Annotated in this window: 20 protein-coding genes; 11 read left to right on the top strand and 9 right to left on the bottom strand. The window is 47.7% G+C overall.

Going from position 1 to position 20,108, the window contains the following annotated elements; genetic code table 11:
* The first annotated feature begins 307 nt into the window (after positions 1-307).
* Positions 308-1,657: a hypothetical protein gene (locus tag BM293_RS04675; RefSeq protein ID WP_093447179.1), complete on the top strand. Its 1,350-nt coding sequence runs from the start codon at positions 308-310 to the stop codon at positions 1,655-1,657.
* A 156-nt stretch (positions 1,658-1,813) separates the two neighbouring features.
* Here BM293_RS04675 and BM293_RS10170 read toward each other — a convergent pair whose 3' ends face one another.
* The 8 genes from BM293_RS10170 to BM293_RS04635 form a co-directional block, all read right to left on the bottom strand.
* Positions 1,814-2,020: a hypothetical protein gene (locus BM293_RS10170; protein ID WP_143607735.1), complete on the bottom strand. Its 207-nt coding sequence runs from the start codon at positions 2,018-2,020 to the stop codon at positions 1,814-1,816.
* 332 nt (positions 2,021-2,352) lie between these two features.
* A complete protein-coding gene (locus BM293_RS04665; protein WP_093447176.1) occupies positions 2,353-2,544 on the bottom strand; it encodes a CPXCG motif-containing cysteine-rich protein in 192 nt (63 codons plus the stop codon).
* Positions 2,545-2,547: 3 nt separating this feature from the next.
* Complete coding sequence (locus BM293_RS04660) at positions 2,548-5,370, bottom strand: FAD-binding and (Fe-S)-binding domain-containing protein (RefSeq protein ID WP_093447175.1); 2,823 nt, start codon at positions 5,368-5,370, stop codon at positions 2,548-2,550.
* Between the two features lie 15 nt (positions 5,371-5,385).
* Complete coding sequence (gene serA, locus BM293_RS04655) at positions 5,386-6,621, bottom strand: phosphoglycerate dehydrogenase (RefSeq protein WP_093447173.1); 1,236 nt, start codon at positions 6,619-6,621, stop codon at positions 5,386-5,388.
* Between the two features lie 96 nt (positions 6,622-6,717).
* Positions 6,718-7,536: a bifunctional hydroxymethylpyrimidine kinase/phosphomethylpyrimidine kinase gene (thiD, locus tag BM293_RS04650; RefSeq protein ID WP_093447172.1), complete on the bottom strand. Its 819-nt coding sequence runs from the start codon at positions 7,534-7,536 to the stop codon at positions 6,718-6,720.
* A gap of 22 nt (positions 7,537-7,558) precedes the next feature.
* Positions 7,559-8,206: a thiamine phosphate synthase gene (thiE, locus tag BM293_RS04645; protein ID WP_234968898.1), complete on the bottom strand. Its 648-nt coding sequence runs from the start codon at positions 8,204-8,206 to the stop codon at positions 7,559-7,561.
* A gap of 7 nt (positions 8,207-8,213) precedes the next feature.
* Positions 8,214-8,630, bottom strand: coding sequence for a hypothetical protein (locus tag BM293_RS04640; protein WP_093447169.1), 417 nt, complete (start codon positions 8,628-8,630; stop codon positions 8,214-8,216).
* Between the two features lie 61 nt (positions 8,631-8,691).
* A complete protein-coding gene (locus tag BM293_RS04635) occupies positions 8,692-10,041 on the bottom strand; it encodes an ABC1 kinase family protein (protein ID WP_093447168.1) in 1,350 nt (449 codons plus the stop codon).
* A gap of 158 nt (positions 10,042-10,199) precedes the next feature.
* Between BM293_RS04635 and BM293_RS04630 the strand changes: the two genes are divergently transcribed.
* The 8 genes from BM293_RS04630 to BM293_RS04595 all read left to right on the top strand — a co-directional run bounded on the left by BM293_RS04630 (position 10,200) and on the right by BM293_RS04595 (position 18,322).
* Complete coding sequence (locus BM293_RS04630; protein ID WP_093447166.1) at positions 10,200-10,469, top strand: TIGR03643 family protein; 270 nt, start codon at positions 10,200-10,202, stop codon at positions 10,467-10,469.
* 16 nt (positions 10,470-10,485) lie between these two features.
* The gene (locus tag BM293_RS04625; RefSeq protein ID WP_093447164.1) at positions 10,486-11,253 is read left to right on the top strand and encodes an SDR family NAD(P)-dependent oxidoreductase; all 768 of its coding nucleotides are present in this window, start codon (positions 10,486-10,488) and stop codon (positions 11,251-11,253) included.
* A gap of 32 nt (positions 11,254-11,285) precedes the next feature.
* On the top strand, positions 11,286-11,807 hold the full coding sequence (locus BM293_RS04620; protein ID WP_093447163.1) for a CIA30 family protein: 522 nt from the start codon (positions 11,286-11,288) through the stop codon (positions 11,805-11,807).
* Complete coding sequence (locus BM293_RS04615) at positions 11,804-12,646, top strand: FAD-binding domain-containing protein (protein WP_093447161.1); 843 nt, start codon at positions 11,804-11,806, stop codon at positions 12,644-12,646. The genes BM293_RS04620 and BM293_RS04615 overlap by 4 nt, the downstream gene beginning before the upstream one ends.
* Positions 12,639-13,166, top strand: coding sequence for a hypothetical protein (locus BM293_RS04610; protein ID WP_093447160.1), 528 nt, complete (start codon positions 12,639-12,641; stop codon positions 13,164-13,166). The genes BM293_RS04615 and BM293_RS04610 overlap by 8 nt, the downstream gene beginning before the upstream one ends.
* The gene (locus tag BM293_RS04605) at positions 13,163-13,624 is read left to right on the top strand and encodes a DUF3429 domain-containing protein (protein WP_093447158.1); all 462 of its coding nucleotides are present in this window, start codon (positions 13,163-13,165) and stop codon (positions 13,622-13,624) included. Before BM293_RS04610 ends, BM293_RS04605 begins: the two co-directional genes overlap by 4 nt.
* A 69-nt stretch (positions 13,625-13,693) precedes the next feature.
* On the top strand, positions 13,694-15,964 hold the full coding sequence (locus tag BM293_RS04600; protein ID WP_093447157.1) for a methyl-accepting chemotaxis protein: 2,271 nt from the start codon (positions 13,694-13,696) through the stop codon (positions 15,962-15,964).
* A gap of 87 nt (positions 15,965-16,051) precedes the next feature.
* On the top strand, positions 16,052-18,322 hold the full coding sequence (locus tag BM293_RS04595; RefSeq protein ID WP_093447155.1) for a methyl-accepting chemotaxis protein: 2,271 nt from the start codon (positions 16,052-16,054) through the stop codon (positions 18,320-18,322).
* A 69-nt stretch (positions 18,323-18,391) separates the two neighbouring features.
* Here BM293_RS04595 and BM293_RS04590 read toward each other — a convergent pair whose 3' ends face one another.
* Positions 18,392-18,664 (bottom strand): HU family DNA-binding protein, encoded by a 273-nt coding sequence (locus BM293_RS04590; protein ID WP_093447154.1) that lies wholly within the window; start codon positions 18,662-18,664, stop codon positions 18,392-18,394.
* Between the two features lie 263 nt (positions 18,665-18,927).
* On the opposite strand from BM293_RS04590, the gene BM293_RS04585 reads away from it, so the two are divergent.
* Both BM293_RS04585 and BM293_RS04580 read left to right on the top strand, forming a co-directional pair.
* A complete protein-coding gene (locus BM293_RS04585) occupies positions 18,928-19,446 on the top strand; it encodes a peroxiredoxin (protein ID WP_093447153.1) in 519 nt (172 codons plus the stop codon).
* Positions 19,447-19,451: 5 nt separating this feature from the next.
* Complete coding sequence (locus tag BM293_RS04580) at positions 19,452-20,084, top strand: M48 family metallopeptidase (RefSeq protein ID WP_093447151.1); 633 nt, start codon at positions 19,452-19,454, stop codon at positions 20,082-20,084.
* Positions 20,085-20,108 lie beyond the last annotated feature (24 nt).

The following is a 20,108-nucleotide window of genomic DNA, read 5'->3' as shown; positions in this document are numbered from 1 at the left end:
TTTGATAAAGCGACTGGCAAACGCTGTAGTTTTTCGCCCGTGTCATATTATCAACCAAAGACTGCTCAGTGCGTATAGAATAATGCTTAGTTTGTATGCGTTCACACAAGATCTAGAAAACGTGGTTTAGTCGCCATAATTTATGCCTCATAAAATGCTAAGGATTGAAATTAAATTCAGTAATAACAAGGCGTTATGTTAATTCGATCTACGAAACTACCGATATAAAACACCAGTTTTATAATTTGTTGGCATGGTTAATATATTTGGTTTAGGATGTCTAATTATAGTTATACGAGGAGAAAGTATGAAGCTGAAATCATTTAGAATCGTTGTAGTAGTGTTGATACCTCTCATTTTTGGGGCGCCGGTCAATGCGGCTAAATTTGCACCTGTAGCAAGCCTTGATTTTACTAAAACTAATATTTTTGCTTACGCAAAAACAAATATTGCAAGTGGCGCTTACGTTGATATATACACGAAAACAGGAAGATGTCGGGATGTAAGCTTCAAGCAACCACGCCCTCCTGTTGAAGTTGTCATACTGGATTCGTCGATAGAAGATATCCGTATCAGAAGCCCGATGTACCAGTCTCATATGAATCAACATGAAAAAGGTTTCTTGGTTGAGATTGTTTCTGATGGAAACTGTAAAGGAAAAGTTGGGTATCTGCCAGTGGATGCTCCAGAGCAATATTCTAAAGATTATCGCGAAAACATTTCAAACTATGCAAATGACTTGATGCGAAACAATCATATTAATGATTTGATTGCGGTTAAGAGGAGATATGAACAATATCCAATTTATGGTTTTTTTAAAGAAGCAGATATAGTACTAAATCAGAGATTGGTTGAGAAGATAAGGCAGGCAGAGAAGTGTGAAAGCAAAGAATGTTTTGAGAAATTTTATGTGGACTGGAATAGCAACAAGAAGGCTTATCTCCATTGGGTTTCATCGGCTGATATAGAGGGAGTTCATCTGAGCTATAAAGAATTTGTGAAAAATGAGTATCAGAAAGTTCAATCCATAAAAAGTATTGCTGGGTATCATTGGTTCTTGAATAACTATCCCGATGCTGAGCAGGCGCGAGATGCCTTGAAAAATTTACATACTCTCGCATATGAAATGGCATCGAAGATTGGAACTATTGATGCTTATAATGATTTCATCATTTCTTTTCCGTATGCTGATCAAGTGAAAAACGCAAACGAAAAAGCCTATGCTTTGGAAAACAAAGAGTATTCTAGTTTTTTTACAAGCAACGAGAAGCTTTCACGCGCATTACTGGTTCGCTCTAAACAAATAGAGCGAAAAGCTCGTAGTAGTAGAGGTATGCAACGGGCAGGTTACATGTTGGTTGTAAATCGCATGAATGAATTGTTGCAAGAGAAGTTCCCTGCTGAAGAAGCAACATTACGATATCTTGAGTCAGAAGAGTTTAAAGACTTTTATCGTGATTTCGCAAGATTGTTAAGCCAGATTGACCGCAAATTGGCAGATATTCAGTCAAATACTGCCAGTCTTTCAAGCTTGGTCAAAGAACAAACACTTTTGATGGATAACCACTTTGAGAAGGCCGCGGAGTCACGCAAGATGTCAGAGGAGTTGACGCGCCAACATCGTCTGTGGGAACGCTCTCTTCTAGCAGGGAATTAAGAGGACACGCACAAATTAGCTAATCTCCTATACGTTTTGACGTTGATGTCTGATACCTCTCGTCGCTAAATCGCTTTGCCGTGGTGTTATGGATAAGCAAGGAGGCAGCCATGACACGCGCGCGTTATTCTCAGTTTTTTTGGACGATACCCCGTTTTATATGTAGTGGTCAGTGTGAATAATCAGCCCGCGTGTCAGTTTGCGATTCCATAACGCTCGCAACAACGCCGTTTTAACCAGCTGCACATTAATTCGGTTATCCATCGCCCAACCCACCACACGGCGTGAAGGGCTCCAATGCTTCTTCAACATAATTCCTTGATGATAGTTCACTGACCATGTTGCTGTAATTTGAACTAACATAGTTTAAGTCTCCGACCAGTAAGTTAAGGTCATCGATTGTTGTAATGGTCCAACCAAATTGATTAGCTAACCCCAGTCTATCACTATCAATTTTCTTCAAGTTAATTTGAGTTTTATTCGTTTTTTTCATGTTGTCGGCGTCTTACCATAATCGGCGATCACACTTTCGTTGGTTTAAACAAGACAAGGAAACAAGCAAGACGATTGGCGTGCTTCCCAAGCGTTTTCGTCAGGAAAAGTATGAGTTGGATGTGGCGTTTCGGATGGCATCAATCGCGATACCATGCACTCTTCGAACCTAACAACCACAGCAGTCTATTTAGAGAAGCAAGCTAATAATCGTCATCTTCACTGCGTGCGGTGACGCTGATGTCGCCATCGTAATCCACCTGCACATGCAAATGGATGGGGCGACAACAGACAAAACAATCTTCAACATAGTGTTGTTCTGATTCGGATGGGTCCACTACAATTTCAATTTCTTCCCAACAATAGGGGCATTGAATAAACTGGGTATCGAGCATGGCTTAAGCTCCGGTTGCGTTTTGGGGCTGACAAGCCAGCGCAAATACTTGCGCACTATGCCAGGCCTGCTTATTGGCAAAATCGGCCACTTGGTGACGACAACTGGTGCCGGTGGCAACAATTAAGTCGTCTGCCTGCGCGCCAGCCAGTGTGGGCAACAGGGTTTGTTCGGCAATTTTGAGCGACACGGCGCGATTTTTATAACCAAATTCTCCCGACATACCACAGCAGCCAGATGGAATCAGCTGAACACTTAGCTGCGGAATGAGGCTCAGTGCGGCTTTGGCATCTAAGGCTTTGGCTAAGGATTTCTGATGACAATGCACGTGCAACCACAGGGTTTTATTGATCGGTTGCAATGGCAGTGGCGCGTCTTTGGCGAGCGCTAGGATCAGTTCTTCAAATAGGCGTACATCTTGATAATGCCATTCAGGTTCAACTTTTGGCGGCAATAATGCGCTGGCTTCATCGCGCCATACCAAGGTATCGGATGGTTCTAGCCCCACAATCCAGTCGCCATGGGTTACCTGACTTAATTGTGCCTGAATCGCTTTTAAACTCTGTTTGGCTTCATCAAGCAAGCCTTGGCTCAAGAGTGCGCGAGGTGAGTGGTCTAAAAATACCGGTATCACCTCAAGGTTTAGCGCGCATAAGCTAGTAATTGCCGCCTGGCCAATTTCCGGTTCTTGATAATTAGTGTATAGATCAATCAGTAACCAGACGCGACCTCGTGTTGGGGCAGATGGCTCAGGTAGCAGGCCTGCTGACTGCTGCCACCAATCGGCCAGGGTTTGTTCAGCCAGCGTGGGTAACGGCCGTGCCTCGTCCACACCCATGAGTTTTTTACTTAGCCAAAGGTTTTGGACGCGGTTAAACAGCTTGGGCATTCTGCTACCAAATTTGAGTAGCGGCGCATAGTGTTTGATTGACCAACGACTAAACGAGAAGGGCTGGGTTTGATAGAGCACCTCAGATTTTAACCGTGCCATATCCACACTGGCCGGACATTCGGTTTTACAGGCCTTACAGCCTAAGCACAAGGCTAAGGCATCTTGTAGTTCAGCATTATTCAGTGCCGCACGTGGGTCGGGTTCGGTTAAGGCGCGACGCAATAAATTACTGCGGCCTCGGGTGGAATAATTTTCTTCACGGGTGGCCTGATACGACGGACACATGGTGCCTTGGCCGGCGGATTTGCGACAGGCGCCCGCGCCATTACATTTTTCGACCGCGTCGAGCAGGGAGAGGTCTTTGCGCCAGTTATAGCCGGTGCTAAAGGTTTGTTGTGCGCGGCGTTGCGCACGCAGGTTTTCTGTAATCGGCGTGTCGCTCAAAATGACGCCGGGATTAAAGAGATTGTGCGGATCAAACAGTTGTTTGAGTTGTACCAAGCATTGATACACCGCGTCTCCGAGCTGGCTTTTTAAATAGGGCGCGCGGATCCGCCCATCGCCATGCTCACCGGACAGGGCGCCTCGGTATTTTTTGACCAACGCAGCACTGCGCTCAGCAACCTGCGCAAACAGGTCAGGACCTGTTGGGCTGGCTAAATCTATTTCTGGGCGCACATGAATCAGCCCAACCGACGCATGGCCATAATAGACGCAACCAAGTTGCAGTTCGGCCATCAGCGCTTGGGTGTCGCGATAAAAATCGGGTAAGGCAGCTACCGGCACACAGGCATCTTCAATAACGGCGACGGCTTTTTTGCGGGTTGGTTTGCCCATTAGCAGACCCAGTCCGGCTTTGCGCAAATTCCAGACCTTTACACTATCGCTCGGGTCGATAATCGGGCAGGCGTAGGCACCCTGTTGTTGCATCCAGGCCTGGTCATGGGCAAGGCGTTGCGCGAGTTGTTCAGCGCAATCATCAAAGAGTTCAACAACTAAAACCGCCGCCGGGTCGCCTTCTACCCAAAAGCGATTGGCCATTTGTTCACGATTATTCAGCGTGCCATCGAGGGTTGCTTTGTCAATTAGCTCTATGGCCGCAGGCTGCTGGGGCAAATAGGCTGGCACCACCTGCATTGCGGTAAAGATGGAGTCAAAATGGGCACAAAATAGCTGACGATGTTTGGGCAGCGGCACTAAATTAAGGGTGGCTTGAGTAATGACCCCGAGCGTGCCCTCACTGCCACAAATTAAAGGCACCAGGCTAAAGGGCTTGCCTTGTGGATTAAAGGGTTGGTGTTGGGTGTAGAGCACATCCAGCGCATAGCCGGTATTGCGACGGATGATACTGGGGTCGGGGTAGGCGGCTGCTATCGCCTCGCCCTGTTGCTGTAATAGCTCTAATACGCCACGATAAATTTGACCTTCTAAATCCGTTTGTTGGCATTTTTGTGCTAATTCGGCTGCGCTAAGTGGGCCAATGCTGACCTCTTGACCATCAGCTAGAATCATCTTTAGCGCTTTAACATGCTCACGGGTGGTGCCATAGTAAACCGAATAGGCGCCACAGGAGTTGTTACCGATCATACCTGCAATCATGGCGCGATTAGACGTGGAGGTGTCAGGCGCAAAGCGCAATCCATCTTGGCGAACCAGCGCGTTTAGATCATCCTGAATCACCCCTGGCTCGACATCGACTTCGCGTTGCGCGGGTCGATAATCCAACACGCGGGTAAAGTGTTTTGATAGGTCGAGTAGCAGGCCTGGTCCAATCGCTTGTCCGCCTAATGAGGTGCCTCCGGCGCGCGGCGTAATCGGTAACCTCGCCTCCAGTGCTTGACGTACCTGTGCCAGCAAATCGGCTTGATCGGTTGGGTAGGCAAAGCGCTGCGGGATAATTTCAAATACGGAGGCATCGGTGGTTATGCGAGTCATAATCTAATCGGTCACTCAGTGTAATAGTCGGGTGCGTAGCGTGCCCGGAATTTGTTTTAATTGTGCCAGAGCCGCATCACGGTCTTTAGCATCGAGGTCAATGACCACATAGCCAATCTCGCTGTTGGTTTGCAGGTATTGTGCCGCAATATTAATGTTTTGTGCAGCAAAGGCGTGGTTAATTTGTGTCAATACCCCGGGTTGGTTGTGGTGGATGTGGAGTAGGCGGCTACGTCCAGTATGTTCGGGGAGTGCGACTTCGGGAAAATTGACCGCCGACAAGCTGGTGCCAATATCGGAATAAGCGACTAGTTTAGCGGCGACTTCTTGACCAATACTGGCTTGGGCTTCTTCAGTGCTACCGCCAATATGCGGGGTGAGCAACACATTATCCAGGCCACGCAGTGGTGATTCAAACGGCTGCTTATTGGTTTCCGGTTCAGTTGGGAAGACATCAATGGCAGCACCGGCTAGCTGACCTGATTTAAGCGCATCGGCCAAGGCGTGTATGTCAACGACGCGGCCACGGGCGGCATTAATTAGTAAGCTACCGGGTTTCATTTTAGCCAGCTGGTCATGGCCCATCATCCATTCGGTGTCAGGCGTTTCAGGCACATGCAAGCTCACCACATCAGCAGCGGTCAGCAAGGCATCCAGGCTCGCCACTTGCTGAGCATTATTGAGCGGAAGTTGTTTGACAATGTCATAAAAGATCACGCGCATACCCAGGTTTTCCGCCAAGATGCTTAGTTGCGAACCGATTCGTCCATAACCAATAATGCCAAGGGTTTTGCCGCGTGCTTCAAAAGCCCCTTGCGCGGTTTTTTGCCAAATTCCGCGATGGGCGAGGGCATTCTTTTCGGGAATGCGGCGCAATAATAATAGGATTTCGCCTAGCACTAATTCAGCCACTGAACGGGTGTTGGAAAAGGGCGCGTTAAAAACGGGGATACCCAAGCGCATGGCGGCGGTTAAATCGACCTGATTTGTGCCAATGCAAAAACACCCAATGGCGTTAAGTTTGGGCGCTTGGGCAAGCAGTTCGGCGGTTAGCTGGGTACGTGAGCGAATGCCAATAAAATGACAATTAGCCAAGGCGTCTTTTAACGCACTCGGGCTGAGTGCCCCAGCATGGCTAGTAATATTGTTATAACCTTGCGCCCTAAAATAGGCCTCTGCGCTTGGGTGGATGCCCTCAAGCAACAGAATTTTAATTTTATCTTTAGCTAAGGATAGCTGAGTGTCGTGCATGATAATAACCTAGTAATTTAGTTGGTTATTAGTATAAAGTAATTTTATAATCTGACCAAGTGCTATTAATAGCGAATCCGTGCTTTTATTGTGCAATTACCAATATTGGTGAAAGTGATGGGTCGGTCCATGCCCTGACCCGACTGTTAACTGATCTGCGTGCGCAATGGCGGCGTTGATATAGTCTTTGGCCTGTTGAATGGCTTGCGCTAAATCACCGGTTTGCGCCCAAAAACTGGCAATCGCTGACGACAGAGTACAGCCGGTGCCATGGGTATTTTGGGTGGCAAGTCGAGGATGGCTAAACCAAAGCGCTTGCTCAGCGGTGAGCAGTAGATCTTGGCAGTGATCACCTGGCAAGTGGCCCCCCTTCGCCAATACCGCTTGCGCGCCAAGGTCAAGTAGTTGTTGCGCTTGTGAAAGCATCTGTTCTGGCGTCGTGGCTTCATCTTGCGCCACTAGTGTGGCGAGTTCTGGCAGGTTGGGGGTCACCAGGCCTGCTAGCTGTAATAAGCGATCGCGCAATGCAAGTTGGGTGGGCGAATCAATTAATGCCGCACCCCCTTTGGCAATCATCACCGGATCAAGCACAATCGGGCCGTTAAAGTCGGCCAGTCGGTCGGCGATGACATCGATAATCCGCACATCGCTGAGCATGCCAATCTTAATGGCATCAATGCGAATATCCTCTAGTAAGCTATCAAATTGTTGCGCGACAAAATCGGCGGGTAAAGGGTGAATTGCTTGCACCCCCTGGGTATTTTGTGCCGTGAGGCCGGTAATCACCGACATGCCATAGCACCCACAGGCTGAAAAAGTCTTTAGGTCAGCTTGAATACCCGCGCCGCCTGACGGGTCGGAGCCTGCAATGGTTAAAAGATTACAAATTGGTTGGTTTATCTTAGTCTTCGTCATCTTCGCTGTCCTTATATTAGGCTTACTTCGGTGCTGATTGCATGGCGCTTAACCAGGCCTGGCGAAATTGGCGAGTCACGGCGGCTGGATCGTCCGCACCGCAAATAGCCGAGGCGACCGCCAGACCCTGTGCACCGGTTTGATAGACCTGCTTGACATCGGCCAAGCCCAGCCCGCCAATTAATACCACGGGCTTATGGCTTAAGGCCACGCCCGCAGTGGCACCAGCCCAGCCGATGGGCGGTAGATGATTTTGTTTAGTGGCGGTGGCATAAACCGGGCCATGACCCACATAATCGGCATAAGCGAGTTCATCCGCTTGCAGCGCAGCCGCATTCGGCGCGGTTCGTCCAATAATGGCGTGTGGGCCAAGGGTGGCGCGAGCCTGGGCTAGATCGCCATCACCCTGACCCAAATGCACGCCGGCGGCCTTGGCTGCTTGAGCAATCGCCACGGAGTCATTAATAATTAAGGGCAGATTAAAATCATCTAGGCGTTGTTTGAGTTGTTCTGCGAGAGCTAAGCAGGCCTGCTCATCGCCGCGTTTATCGCGCAATTGAATCAAGCTAATTCCCCCGCGTGCCGCCGCCGTAGCGACCTCTAGCGGCGGATGCAAACAACGCGACGGGTCTAAAATTAAATAGAGGCTTAAATCCACGTTACTTTCCAATGCTCACCTACCAAGATTCGCTAACTTGCGTTTCGACCCAGGCCATAAAACCCTCATGCCAGGCCATGTGTTGTTTAGCGGCCAGATCAAAATCAAACGGATTACTGGCTTTGGCCAGTTCGTGGGGTGCTTTAAGCAGTTTGTAAGGGTTTTCAGCTTGCGCGGCTTGATTACCTTGTTGATAGGCATTGGCAAGTTGTTGTTGCTGATGGGCATCCTGTGCTTGTTGCTGCAACCAGGTATCTTGCGCGCCGTACTGATGCACATAACGCAGAATCTCTAGCGCTTGTTCCAATTCATTACGGCTTAATTGCGCCAAAAAATCGGCAAGATTAAAATCCGAGGTGTGTTGACCTAGGTGCGCCAACAGCGACCAGTGTTTTTGGGTAAAGTTGGGTGGCGAACTTGTCTCTAATGGTGTCATCAATCATCCTGTTTAAGCTAAGGTGGCTAATCGAGTTGTGGCATTCTAATCGGTTTTGCGGTCATGGTGTAGGGTCTTCATTGATGCGATAGGGCGCAAAGACCTGACGCATATCCACTCTCGCGTGTAATTTGGCGGCTAATAAATACAAGCCGCCTAGTTTACGATGAAAAAACAGTGCATCCGCAGGGGGGCTGTGCCAATAGTTTTGCTCAAAACTCAACGCCATGCCTTGATCCTTAATTCGCGCCAACATATCGGATTGCGCAAAATCAAAGGCGCCATGATAACAAAAGGGTTCGCAGGCCTGCTTAAATAGCCGAATCACGGTGTCTTGTTGTGCCGGCAAAATGTTCTGCTGGAAAAACCCAATTTGGCGGGCCGCATCGGCCATCTTGTCAGCACGGTTATCTTGAGCGGCGCTAATTAATTGGCGGTAGCCTAAGGCAATATCAGCGCTAAATGAGCGGGTGGCGCCAAAATCGAGCAGCACAATGCGTTGGGTATCAGCTTGGTATAAAAAGTTGGCAAAATTCGGGTCAGTTTGCATCCGCTGCCAGTCAAACAGTTCGGTCAAGAGTAATCTAAACAGCGCGGTAACCAATTTATCCCGCGTGGCTTGGGGTGCGTTAGCCAGGGTTTCGATGGGTTCGCCGGCCATAAAACTCATTGCCAAAATCGCTTGATTAGATAAAGTTTGATCTACTTTTGGCAGTATAAAGTAATCGTTCAGATCACTGTTTTGGAGCGCGGTTGCCATGTTATTTAAGGCGTCGGCTTCATGCTGATAATTGGTTTCTAGTAGCAGTTGTTGTTTGGCTTCGGCAAGAATCGGCGCTAAATCGACATCTTTGGGTATTAATCGTGACCAGCGTAATAAACTGGCTAAATTATCAACATCACTGTCAATGCTATTAGCCACACCCGGGTATTGAATTTTGATGGCTAAATCTGCACCGGCGAGGGTATGGGCGCGATGCACCTGACCAATGGATGCGGCGGCAATCGGGTAAAAGCTAAATTGACTAAACGCCTGCATCCAGTCATTGCCCCAATGTTGGTTAAGTTGAGCTTGCAGTTGCGAAATGGGCATAGATGGCGCTTGATTACGCAATTGCGCGAGGATGGTGGCCAGCTCATCGGGAATCAGTTCACCGGCATCAAGGGATAGGAGTTGGCCCACTTTCATCGCCGCACCGCGCATTTTGGCCAGTTCATCGGTCAAGCGTTGAATGTTTTGGCTGCTCAGTACCAGTGATTGCTTGGTTGGTTTTTCGCCCTGCAACCATTGTTTGGTACCTTGGTAAAGAATAGATCCGGCCATGCCACCGGCCACCTTGCCTAAGCGTGCTAGGCGGTTAAGGCGATGACTGGGTAGTGGATAGCTGTTTGGTGGCGCGAATTTCGTCATGGGGTAACCTTGATCAAAAATGAAATTAACACGGCTATTAATGTGGTGTATTGCATAAGTTTTGTATAACTCTATACTGTTAAGGTGAATAAACGCAAGATTGAACTTGGATAACAATTAGCAATAAGCACAGGATATTAATTACAGGATTAAGTAGCGTGGCAGACTTAGTAGAAGGTGATTTGGATCGTATTATTGAAATGGCTTGGGAGGATCGTACCCCGTTTGAGGCCATTGAGTTGCAGTTTGGCTTAACAGAGCCGCAGGTGATTAAGCTAATGCGCAATAACCTAAAGCCGGGTTCTTTTAAGCGTTGGCGTGAGCGGGTCACCGGGCGCGCCACGAAACATTTGCAATTGCGCGAGTTTACGGTGGGACGGGGCTATTGCGCGACGCAATACAAAGCGCCGCAGTATCGTCAACGCTAATGACCAAGAGGATGCGATGAATCAAGACATACTCGTGGTGGGAGCCAGTGGCGCGATTGGTCAGGCGTTAGTTAACCAAGCTGTGTTGCACCTACCGGCGCAGGCACGTTTAATCCGTATGGCACGTCAGCCACAGTGTTTACCGCCTTTAAATACGTCGCATCAAGTCATTGATTTAGCGATGGATTTTAGTGAGCCAGCGCAGATTGCTGAACTATTTGAGCAGGCTTACCAGGCCTGGTCGCGGGCATCGGGCTTAGCTAATCCTGCCGAACACCTAGCGCAGGTGTGGATCGCCACAGGTTTGTTGCATGATGCGACGATGCAACCGGAAAAACGTCATCAATCACTTAATGCGGTGGCGATGCAGCGCGCCTTTGCGGTGAATAGCATTGGACCAAGTTTGTTGTTATCACAACTCATTGATAGGTTACCCCGGCGTATTGCGCTTAAAATCGGGGTATTGTCTGCGCGCGTCGGCAGTATCAGTGATAATCGCATGGGGGGCTGGTATAGTTATCGTTCATCGAAAGCCGCGCTAAATATGTTGCTTAAAACCTTGGCGATTGAACTGGCGCGAACCCATCCACAGGTCACCTTGATGGGGATGCAGCCGGGTACCACGCGCAGTAATTTGTCGGCGCCGTTTAGTCGTCATGTTGCTGACAGTGATTTGCAGTCGCCCGAATTTACCGCCGCGCACTTATATCAGGTGCTCGCATCGTGTCAGCCCAGTGACTCCGGGAAGCTGATTGATTTTATGGGCGAATTTTTTGAGCCTTAAATTCAGATCTATTAAATAATTAGGAAAAGCGCATGAAACAACATCTAACCCCCGCTGCAGAGCAAAGGCTCTTCCCCAATTTCCATCAATCGCCCGGCGAGCAGGCCTGGTATTTTGTCAGTGATCAGGTGATGGGCGGCGTCTCCCATGGCGAGGTGCGCACCTATGCCGAGCAGGGTCAAATCCAAACCTGCCTGCAGGGGCAGGTCAGCCTAGAAAATAATGGCGGTTTTGTTCAAATGCAATGGGTGCTGGATCGAGGCGTTGATTTGTCCCAGTTCAGTGGTTTTTATGTGGATTGGCGGGGCCAGGCACCGGCCTTGGCGCTCCATCTAAAAACCGATCAATTGATGAGACCTTGGCAATCTTATCGTTATGAAACCCAAGTTAGCTCGCAATGGCAGCGCGAATATATTGCTTTCACCGATTTTGCACCTTACCGGACCGATACCCCGTTGGATTTGGCGCATGTGCGTCGATTAGCGGTAATTGCGTTGGGTGAGGCCGGGGGGGTGCAGGTTTGCGTCAGAGAAATGGGGTTGTATCGCTCATGACGCACCAAGCATTATCGCTAACGCCGCTGCCATTGCAGTTTAGCCAGCGTGAAGAGCTGGTGGCACAGGTATTGGCTTTGTCGCCTGATTTGACTGCCATGGATGACGATCCCGTTGCGAGCTGTGTGTCCGATATTGTGGGTGGAGCCGATGAGGCCGCGATGGCACTGCAGCTTTGGCCTGTTGCTGATTATGGTAAAACGCGCAATTATTTAAATGGTGCGGTGTCGGGTTTGTCACCCTATGTACGCCATGGCGTGTTGACGCCAGCCACCCTCAAGCAGGCCTGCTTAGTGCAGCAAAGTTTAGACGAAGCGCAAAAACTCTTGCAGCAACTGAGTTGGCGTGATTATTTTCACCATCTTGCACAGCTCAATCCTGCCGATTTATGGCGGGATATCGAGCCTTATAAAACCGGTTTTGTGGCCAGCGATTATTCGGCCGAACTCCCCGCCGATCTGATGCGCGCACAAACTCCAGATGCGTTTATTAACCAGTTAATTGAGCAACTCTACACGCAAGGTTATTTGCATAATCACGCGCGGTTATATTTGGCCAGTTATTTGGTGCACTGGCGGCGTGTGCGATGGCAGGCCGGCGCACAATGGATGTTGGGTCATTTATTAGATGGCGACTTGGCCAGCAATAATTTATCTTGGCAATGGGTGGCGTCCACTTTTAGCAGCAAACCCTATATTTTTAATCTTGATAATGTGGTGAAGTTTGCCGGTCAGCCCCATACCTTTGATCTCTCCCCAGCGCATAACCCCAGTTTAGCGGCCAGTTATGAGACGTTGCAGCGGCAGTTGTTCCCAAATTTAGGGGGAGATCATGTCTAGCCTAAGTTCGAATGTTAATCTTAATCAAACTCCAGCGCGGTTGTTCTGGTTACATGACGAAGCCTTAGCCAAACCAGATGATTATCGGGCGGGCGATAAATTGGTGTACCTTTGGGACGCGAATTATTTTGCCCAGCAGGCCTGGTCATTAAAAAGACGGGTGTTTATTTATGAATGCCTAGTCGCGCTGAAGGCGGAAATTTATGTTGGCCAGCCGGCTGAGTTTTGGCCTGTATTCTTGGCGCAACAAGCGCAGTCGTTGGGGCAAGGATCAGAGCCAATTGTGTATGTGGCTGCGGCACTGGATCCTGTGTTGCAGGCCTGGTTAGCAACCTGTCCGTCTGAGGTTAAGTTGGAAGTAACGTCTAACCCGAGTCATTTTTTGTTGCCGGACCTGCAACCGACGCGGCTAAAACGCTTTAGTCATTTTTGGTCCGCGCAAGCCAAAGCCTTGGGTGTGCCCGCATTTGGACGGTCAAATGGATCATCAAAGCATAAACGCCTAAGGAAGCATCAATGAGCAATACTTATCAAGCTCTGGCGAAAGTTTTTACCTATGCGGGAATGTTGCCGTTTATCTATGGTGCGCTAGCGGCGTTGGATTGGGCACCGGGTTTGGGGTTATGGCCAGATTGGATAAGCTGGCCGCAAGCGATGATTTTGTATGCTGCGGTGATTCTAAGTTTTTTAGCTGGGGTGCAATGGGGGCGAAGTTTGCAGGCAGGCTTGACCGAGTCGGCTAGCTTGGGCTTATTAGTCAGTGCTAATGCTATCGCCGTGAGCGTTTGGTTGCTATTGATGTTCAATCAAAGTAGCTGGGCGGTGTTGGGTTTGATGATGGGGTTTATGCTGGCCTTGGCGGTAGATTATGTGGCGTTACGTCAACAAGATCAGCAGGCCTGGTTTTTTAAGTTGCGCTGGCAAGCGACTCTGGCCGCATTGATTTCATTAGGGGTAGCATTAATTATTTATTATTAAAATAATTGTCACTCTTTTAAAAATCACCCATAATAAATACAAAACACAACATCGTAAGTTGGTTAATGTATGAGTGGTCAAGAATATAAACTTTCAGCTGAATTAGTAATCTTATCTACGGCAGATTTGCATGGAACGATCATTGACTATAACGCGGGCTTTAAAGAAGCGTCGGGCTACAGTGATGAAGAATTAAAAAATCAACCCCATAGTATTCTTCGTCATCCTGATATGCCTAAAGAGGCATTTAAGGATTTTTGGGATACCATTCAAGCAGGCCTGCCATGGCAGGGCATGGTTAAAAATAAGCGCAAAAACGGCGACTATTATTGGGTTTCGGCCAATGCGTGCCCCATATTCAAAGACGGCAAGATAACCAGTTATCTGTCGGTTCGTTATCCCGCAACAGAAGAGCAAAAGCAGTGGGCCACCCAGCTTTATGCCGACGTAAAAGCTGGTAAAGTTGGCTTTCCTTGGACACCTCGCCCATCAAAACAGACTGAAAAAGCCAAACTCACTCTGCCGCTGTTAGCTGGTTTAGGCGGCACTGTGGCAGCCGGTGTCACGATTGCAATGACTGGCGGTTTATTAGGCTTGGCTTGGTTAAGTTTACCGGTGATTGGACTGAGTTATCTTGCCTATCAGCTGCATGGCAAGCAATCCATCTCGGCTACGATTCTTAAAGGCATCGAAGATATTAACAATAGCCAATTCCGTAATCGCATTAACGATAATTCTGAACTTGGTTTTATGATGAACTTGATTCGTTCACGGGTGGCTGAATCTGCGGCGCGAAATTATGATGCGCTGCGCGCTTCGCAGGAGCTAACGACTGCCCTGAATGCTGCCAGCACCAATATCATGGTGGCCGACGGTGAGTTCAATATTAAGAGTATTAACAAATCACTGCGTGAGATGTTTACCCGTAATGAAGCGCAACTCAAACAAGCCTTGCCTAATTTCGATGCCACTCGGGTAGTGGGCTCTAATATGGATATTTTCCATCAAAATCCTGCCCATCAGCGTGCAATGGTGGGCAAAATGGTTGAGCCTTGGACGGGTGAATTGCGTGTAGCGGGTCTGGTGCTACGCCTTACGGTCGTACCCATTAAAGTCAATGGCGAAAAAACCGGGTATGTCGTTGAATGGTTAGATCGCACCCAAGAAGCCAATATTACTGACGATATCGTGCGTGTTATGAGCGATATGAACCACGGTCGGTTTGATTCACAGGTGACAGCGGTCGCGGATGGTGTGCTTAAAGTCATGAAAGGCAACATAAATGGCGCCTTAAGCCAGGTTAATCAGGCCGTGTCTGAAATCAGTACAGTTTTAGAGGCGCAGTCCAAGGGGGATCTTACCCAGCAGTTGCCTGAAAATGCTTTCAAAGGTCAAATGCATGACCTGGAAAATGCCATTAATTATGCGGCGGACCGTTTAAAAGAAGTGGTTGGCTCTGCCATTGAGGCAGCTCAGGTAGTAAGTGATGCCTCTGCACAAGTGTCGCAGGGAGCGAATGATTTATCTGAGCGTGTGCAATCGCAGGCCGCGGCACTGGAGCAAACCAGTGCTACCATGCATCAGATGAGCTCGGCGATTGAGAATACCAGTCAGAATTCACGTCGTGCTGCTGAGTTGTCGCTTGAAGTGAAATCGCAATCTACTGAGGGCGCACAGGTAATGGAAAAAACGCTTACCGCGATGCAAGCCATTGAAGAGTCGAGTCATAAAATTGCTGATATTGTTTCCTTGATTGACAGTATTGCCTTCCAAACGAATTTGCTTGCTTTAAATGCCGCTGTTGAAGCGGCTAGAGCGGGTGAACATGGACGAGGCTTTGCCGTCGTGGCGGGTGAGGTGCGTGCTCTAGCACAAAAATCAGCAGAAGCATCGAAAGAGATTCGCGGGTTGATTGATGCAAGCGTGGAGCGTGTTGGCAACGGTACGCAGTTAGCACAAAAATCAGGCGATTATTTAAATCAAATCACTCAGTCTATTGAAGAGATGGCGGATATGATTCAACAAATTGCCGATGCGTCAGCAGAGCAAAGCCAAGGTATTGCACAAGTGCATGAGGCGATCACCCAGATTGATGCGGTTACCCAACAGAACGCGGCCTTGGTAGAAGAGACAACTGCGGCTGCGGACACCTTAGACAGCGAAGCAACTAATTTGCGAAACACCATGGCCTATTTTAAAACAGGAAGTCAGCCACAAGCACTGGCAGAAAACACGACGCAGCCTGCTAAACCAAGGCTCGATAACAAAAAATCAGCACAGGCCGCCTTACCAAAAACTGTATCACCAGCATCTAGATCGGATGAGTGGGCTGAGTTTTAACCCGCTAAACTTATTATGATCAGAGACTTTTAAAAACACACCGACCACGGCATAATCACCTTCAAGTAAAAACTAAAGGTAAAAGCCATGGCCGGGCAAGAGTTTATCCTTCCAAAAGACTTAGTTATTCTTTCAACATCTGACTTACACGGCAACATTATTGATTACAACGAGGGCTTTAAAGAGGCTTCGGGCTATTCAGATAGTGAATTGATTAACCAGCCCCATAATCTATTAAGACATCCTGATATGCCCAAAGAGGCGTTTAAGGATTTTTGGGATACCATTCAAGCAGGCCTGCCTTGGCAGGGTATCGTCAAAAATAAACGTAAAAATGGTGATTACTATTGGGTATCTGCCAATGCCGCCCCCGTGTTTAAAGATGGCAAAATTACCAGTTATCTGTCGGTGCGTTATCCGGCCACTGATGAGCAAAAGCAATTTGCATCGCAACTTTATGCCGATATTAAAGCGGGTAAGGTGGGTTTTCCGTGGACGCCAAGACCGGAAAGTCAGGTGGGTTTACTAAAAACAACACTACCATTACTTGCTGGTGTCGGTGGCGTGCTAGCGGCAGTGGCAAGTAATGCTACCACGGGTGGATTAATGGGATTGGCTTGGTTGGGTCTATCAGTTGCTGCAATGGGTTACTTGGCCTATTTGGCGCATACTAAGCAACATTTTTCTGCTAACTTGCTTAAAGGTATTGAAGACCTGAATAATAGCCAGTTCCAACAACGCATTAATGATAATAGTCAGCTTGGTTTTATGCTGAATTTAATTCGTTCGCGTGTCGCGGAGTTTGCGGCTAGAAACTATGACAATATCCGTGCTTCTGATGAATTAATTACCGCGCTCAATGCGGCCAGTACCAATATTATGGTTGCTGACCAACATTTCACTATTAAAAGTATCAACAAATCCCTTCATCAAATGTTTACGCGTAATGAAGCACAACTCAAACAAGTCTTGCCAAATTTTAATGCTTCTAAAGTGGTGGGTTCGAACATGGATATGTTGCATCAAGATCCAGCCCATCAGCGTGCATTGCTAGAAAAAATACAAGAACCTTGGACAAGTGAGTTACGTGTTGCAGGCTTAGTTCTACGCTTAACGGTGGTTCCGATTGTCAAGGATGGAAAAAAACGCGGGTATGTGGTCGAGTGGTTAGACCGTACCCAAGAGGCCAATATTACTGACGACATCGTGCGTGTTATGGATGATATGAGCAATGGTCGTTTTGATTCGCAAGTGACTGCAGAAGCGGAGGGTGTCTTGAAGACCATGAAAGATAATATCAACAGTGCATTGATGCAGTTGAATAAGGTTATGATGGGTCTTCATGCTGTACTTGCTGCGCAGGCAGATGGTGATTTGACGCAAACATTACCTGACGGAGTATACAAGGGACAGATTCATGATTTAAAAAATGCGATTACCTATGCGGGCGAAAAATTAAAAGAGGTTGTTAGTGCATCAACTGAAGCGGCGCAAGTGGTCAGTGATGCGTCTTCGCAAGTGTCTGAGAGCTCGGCAGATTTGTCTGAAAGAGTGCAATCTCAAGCCGCTATACTTCAGCAAACAAGTTCAACGATGCATCAAATGAGTTCGGCGATAGAAAACACCAGTCAAAACTCCCAAAAAGCCGCCGGGTTAACACACGAGGTTAAGTCTCAGTCTATTGACGGCGCGCAGGTTATGGCGCAAACGCTGGCTGCCATGGAAGCGATTGAAGAGTCGAGCCATAAAATTGCTGATATTATTTCGTTAATTGATAGTATTGCATTTCAGACCAATCTATTAGCATTGAACGCGGCAGTAGAGGCAGCGCGAGCCGGTGAGCATGGGCGAGGCTTTGCGGTAGTTGCCGGCGAAGTACGTGATTTGGCGCAAAAATCGGCTGAAGCATCGAAAGAAATTCGTGGTTTGATCGACGTTAGCGTTGAACGCGTTAGTAAAGGCACGCATCTTGCCAAAAAGTCGGGTGATTATTTAAATCAGATTACCGACTCAATTCAAGAAGTGGCCGATATGATACAGCAAATTGCTGATGCCTCAGCAGAGCAGAGCTTGGGGGTCGCGCAGGTGAACGAAGCGATCACCCAGATAGATAGTGTTACTCAGCAAAATGCTGCTCTGGTTGAAGAGACAACTGCAGCGGCCATCTCGCTTGACAGTGAATCAAGTAGTTTGCGCAACACCATGGCTTATTTTAAAACAGGGAGTCAGACACGGGCACTATCCGTAAAAACGCCACAGCCCGCTAAATCCGCGCTCGCTAATAAAAAATCAACCCAAGCTGCCTTACCAAAAACGCTATCACGTGCGTCCGAAGGGGATGAGTGGGCTGAGTTCTAACTTGGCAAATAATAATGACAATAAAAAAGGGGCAATTGCCCCTTTTTGTTAACTTAAGTGATTAGTTAATCAATTAACTGAATCCTTAAGACCTTTACCTGGCGTAAATTTGACTTGTTTGCGGGCTGCAATTTGAATTTCTGCACCGGTAGAAGGGTTGCGTCCTGTACGAGCAGGTACATCTTTGACACTAAATTTGCCAAAGCCAATTAAACTAACATCTTGGCCTTTTACCATTAAGTCTGTTACTGCTTGAGTAACCTGACCAATTGCAGTGGTGGCATCTTTTTTAGAAAGACCTGTGTTAGCGACGATCTGTTCGACTAATGCTTCTTTAGACATGAATAAACTCCCGTTATGCATGATTGATGTTTTAAAAGAATGAAAAAAGAATTCGAATCTTTAATTAAATGTTGCACGTAAAATTTATGGCCAATCAAGGATATTTTACTTAAGCGCTGGCTGCAAGTCTTTCGATGCAGAAAAGTCCAGAAATTTAATGGCCTAAATGAATATTAGGTAAAAATCGCAAAGACTGCAACATTTATTGATTGTTTATGGCTAAATTAACAATTTAATAGCCCAAGTTGTCATGGAGCAGTGTTATGAAGTGGTTACGAAATATTTTTATGCTGTTTTTGCCAGTATCTTCTGCTTTGGCACTCGAGCCAGGTGATATGGCACCTGATTTTAGTTTAATGAATCAGCATCAGCAAATTGAATCCTTAGCCAATTACCGTGGGCAATGGGTAGTGGTGTATTTTTATCCTAAAAACGATACGCCAGGTTGCACGACTGAAGCTTGTAGTTTTAGAGATAACATTAATGCCATCATCGCTAAGCAGGCCACGGTTTTCGGTGTCAGTGTAGACAATGTAGCCAGTCATGCAGCCTTTGCCGAAAAATACCAGTTGCCGTTTAGTTTGTTGTCCGATGAGCGTGGCGAGGTGGCTAAGCAATATAATTCATTATGGCAGTTAGGGCCGTTGCGTTTTGCGCGTCGAAACAGTTTCATTGTTGATCCCAATGGTCGGATTGCCAAGGTTTACAAGGGTGTTGACCCAGAAGCGCACGTCGCCGAGGTATTGCGTGATTTAAACGCACTGCAGCAAGGCGCTAGCTAGTTTTAATGTCGCAGCGATTATTATCAGTTGCAGGGCAAAATTGGATTTTAAAGCGCGACCGTCGGCGCAAACGGGTGGCATTGCGCGTTGATGGGCAGGGGTGTTGGTGTTTAGCACCCTTTGGCGTCTCTGACGCATGGCTAGTGCAATTTATAACTGACCACCAGGCCTGGTGGCGTAACCAACTTAAACAACTTCCGGTTCCCCTTAATCTAAAACCTAATCAACTTTGGCCCTATCGCAATTTAGGGCGAATTATTACGCCGCAAGATTCGCTCACATCCCTCAAGCGCTGGTACCTCGAGCAAGCCGGTACTTATTTACCGTATCGCTTAGCCCATTGGGCCGATATTATGCCTAAACAACCACAAGGATTGAAGATTCGTTTTTACAGAGGGCGTTGGGGGAGTTGTAACCGTCGCCAAGAGTTGCAGCTTAATTGGGCATTAATCGCCTGCCCGGACGCAGTTATTGATTATGTGATGGTGCATGAACTAGCCCACCTCGTTCACTTTAACCACAGTAAAGCGTTTTGGCAGTTGGTTGAATGCTATTATCCTGATTATCAGCAGCAGGCCTGCTGGTTGCGCCGAGAAGGCCATCATTATTTAACCCAATTAAAAAGCTTGAACTTTTAATCATTCTTGATAGGCTGATGACAC

It is taken from the genome of Thiomicrospira sp. ALE5, assembly GCF_900112445.1.
Classification (GTDB): Bacteria; Pseudomonadota; Gammaproteobacteria; order Thiomicrospirales; family Thiomicrospiraceae; genus Thiomicrospira.
This window is presented reverse-complemented; position numbering and strand designations above follow the sequence as displayed.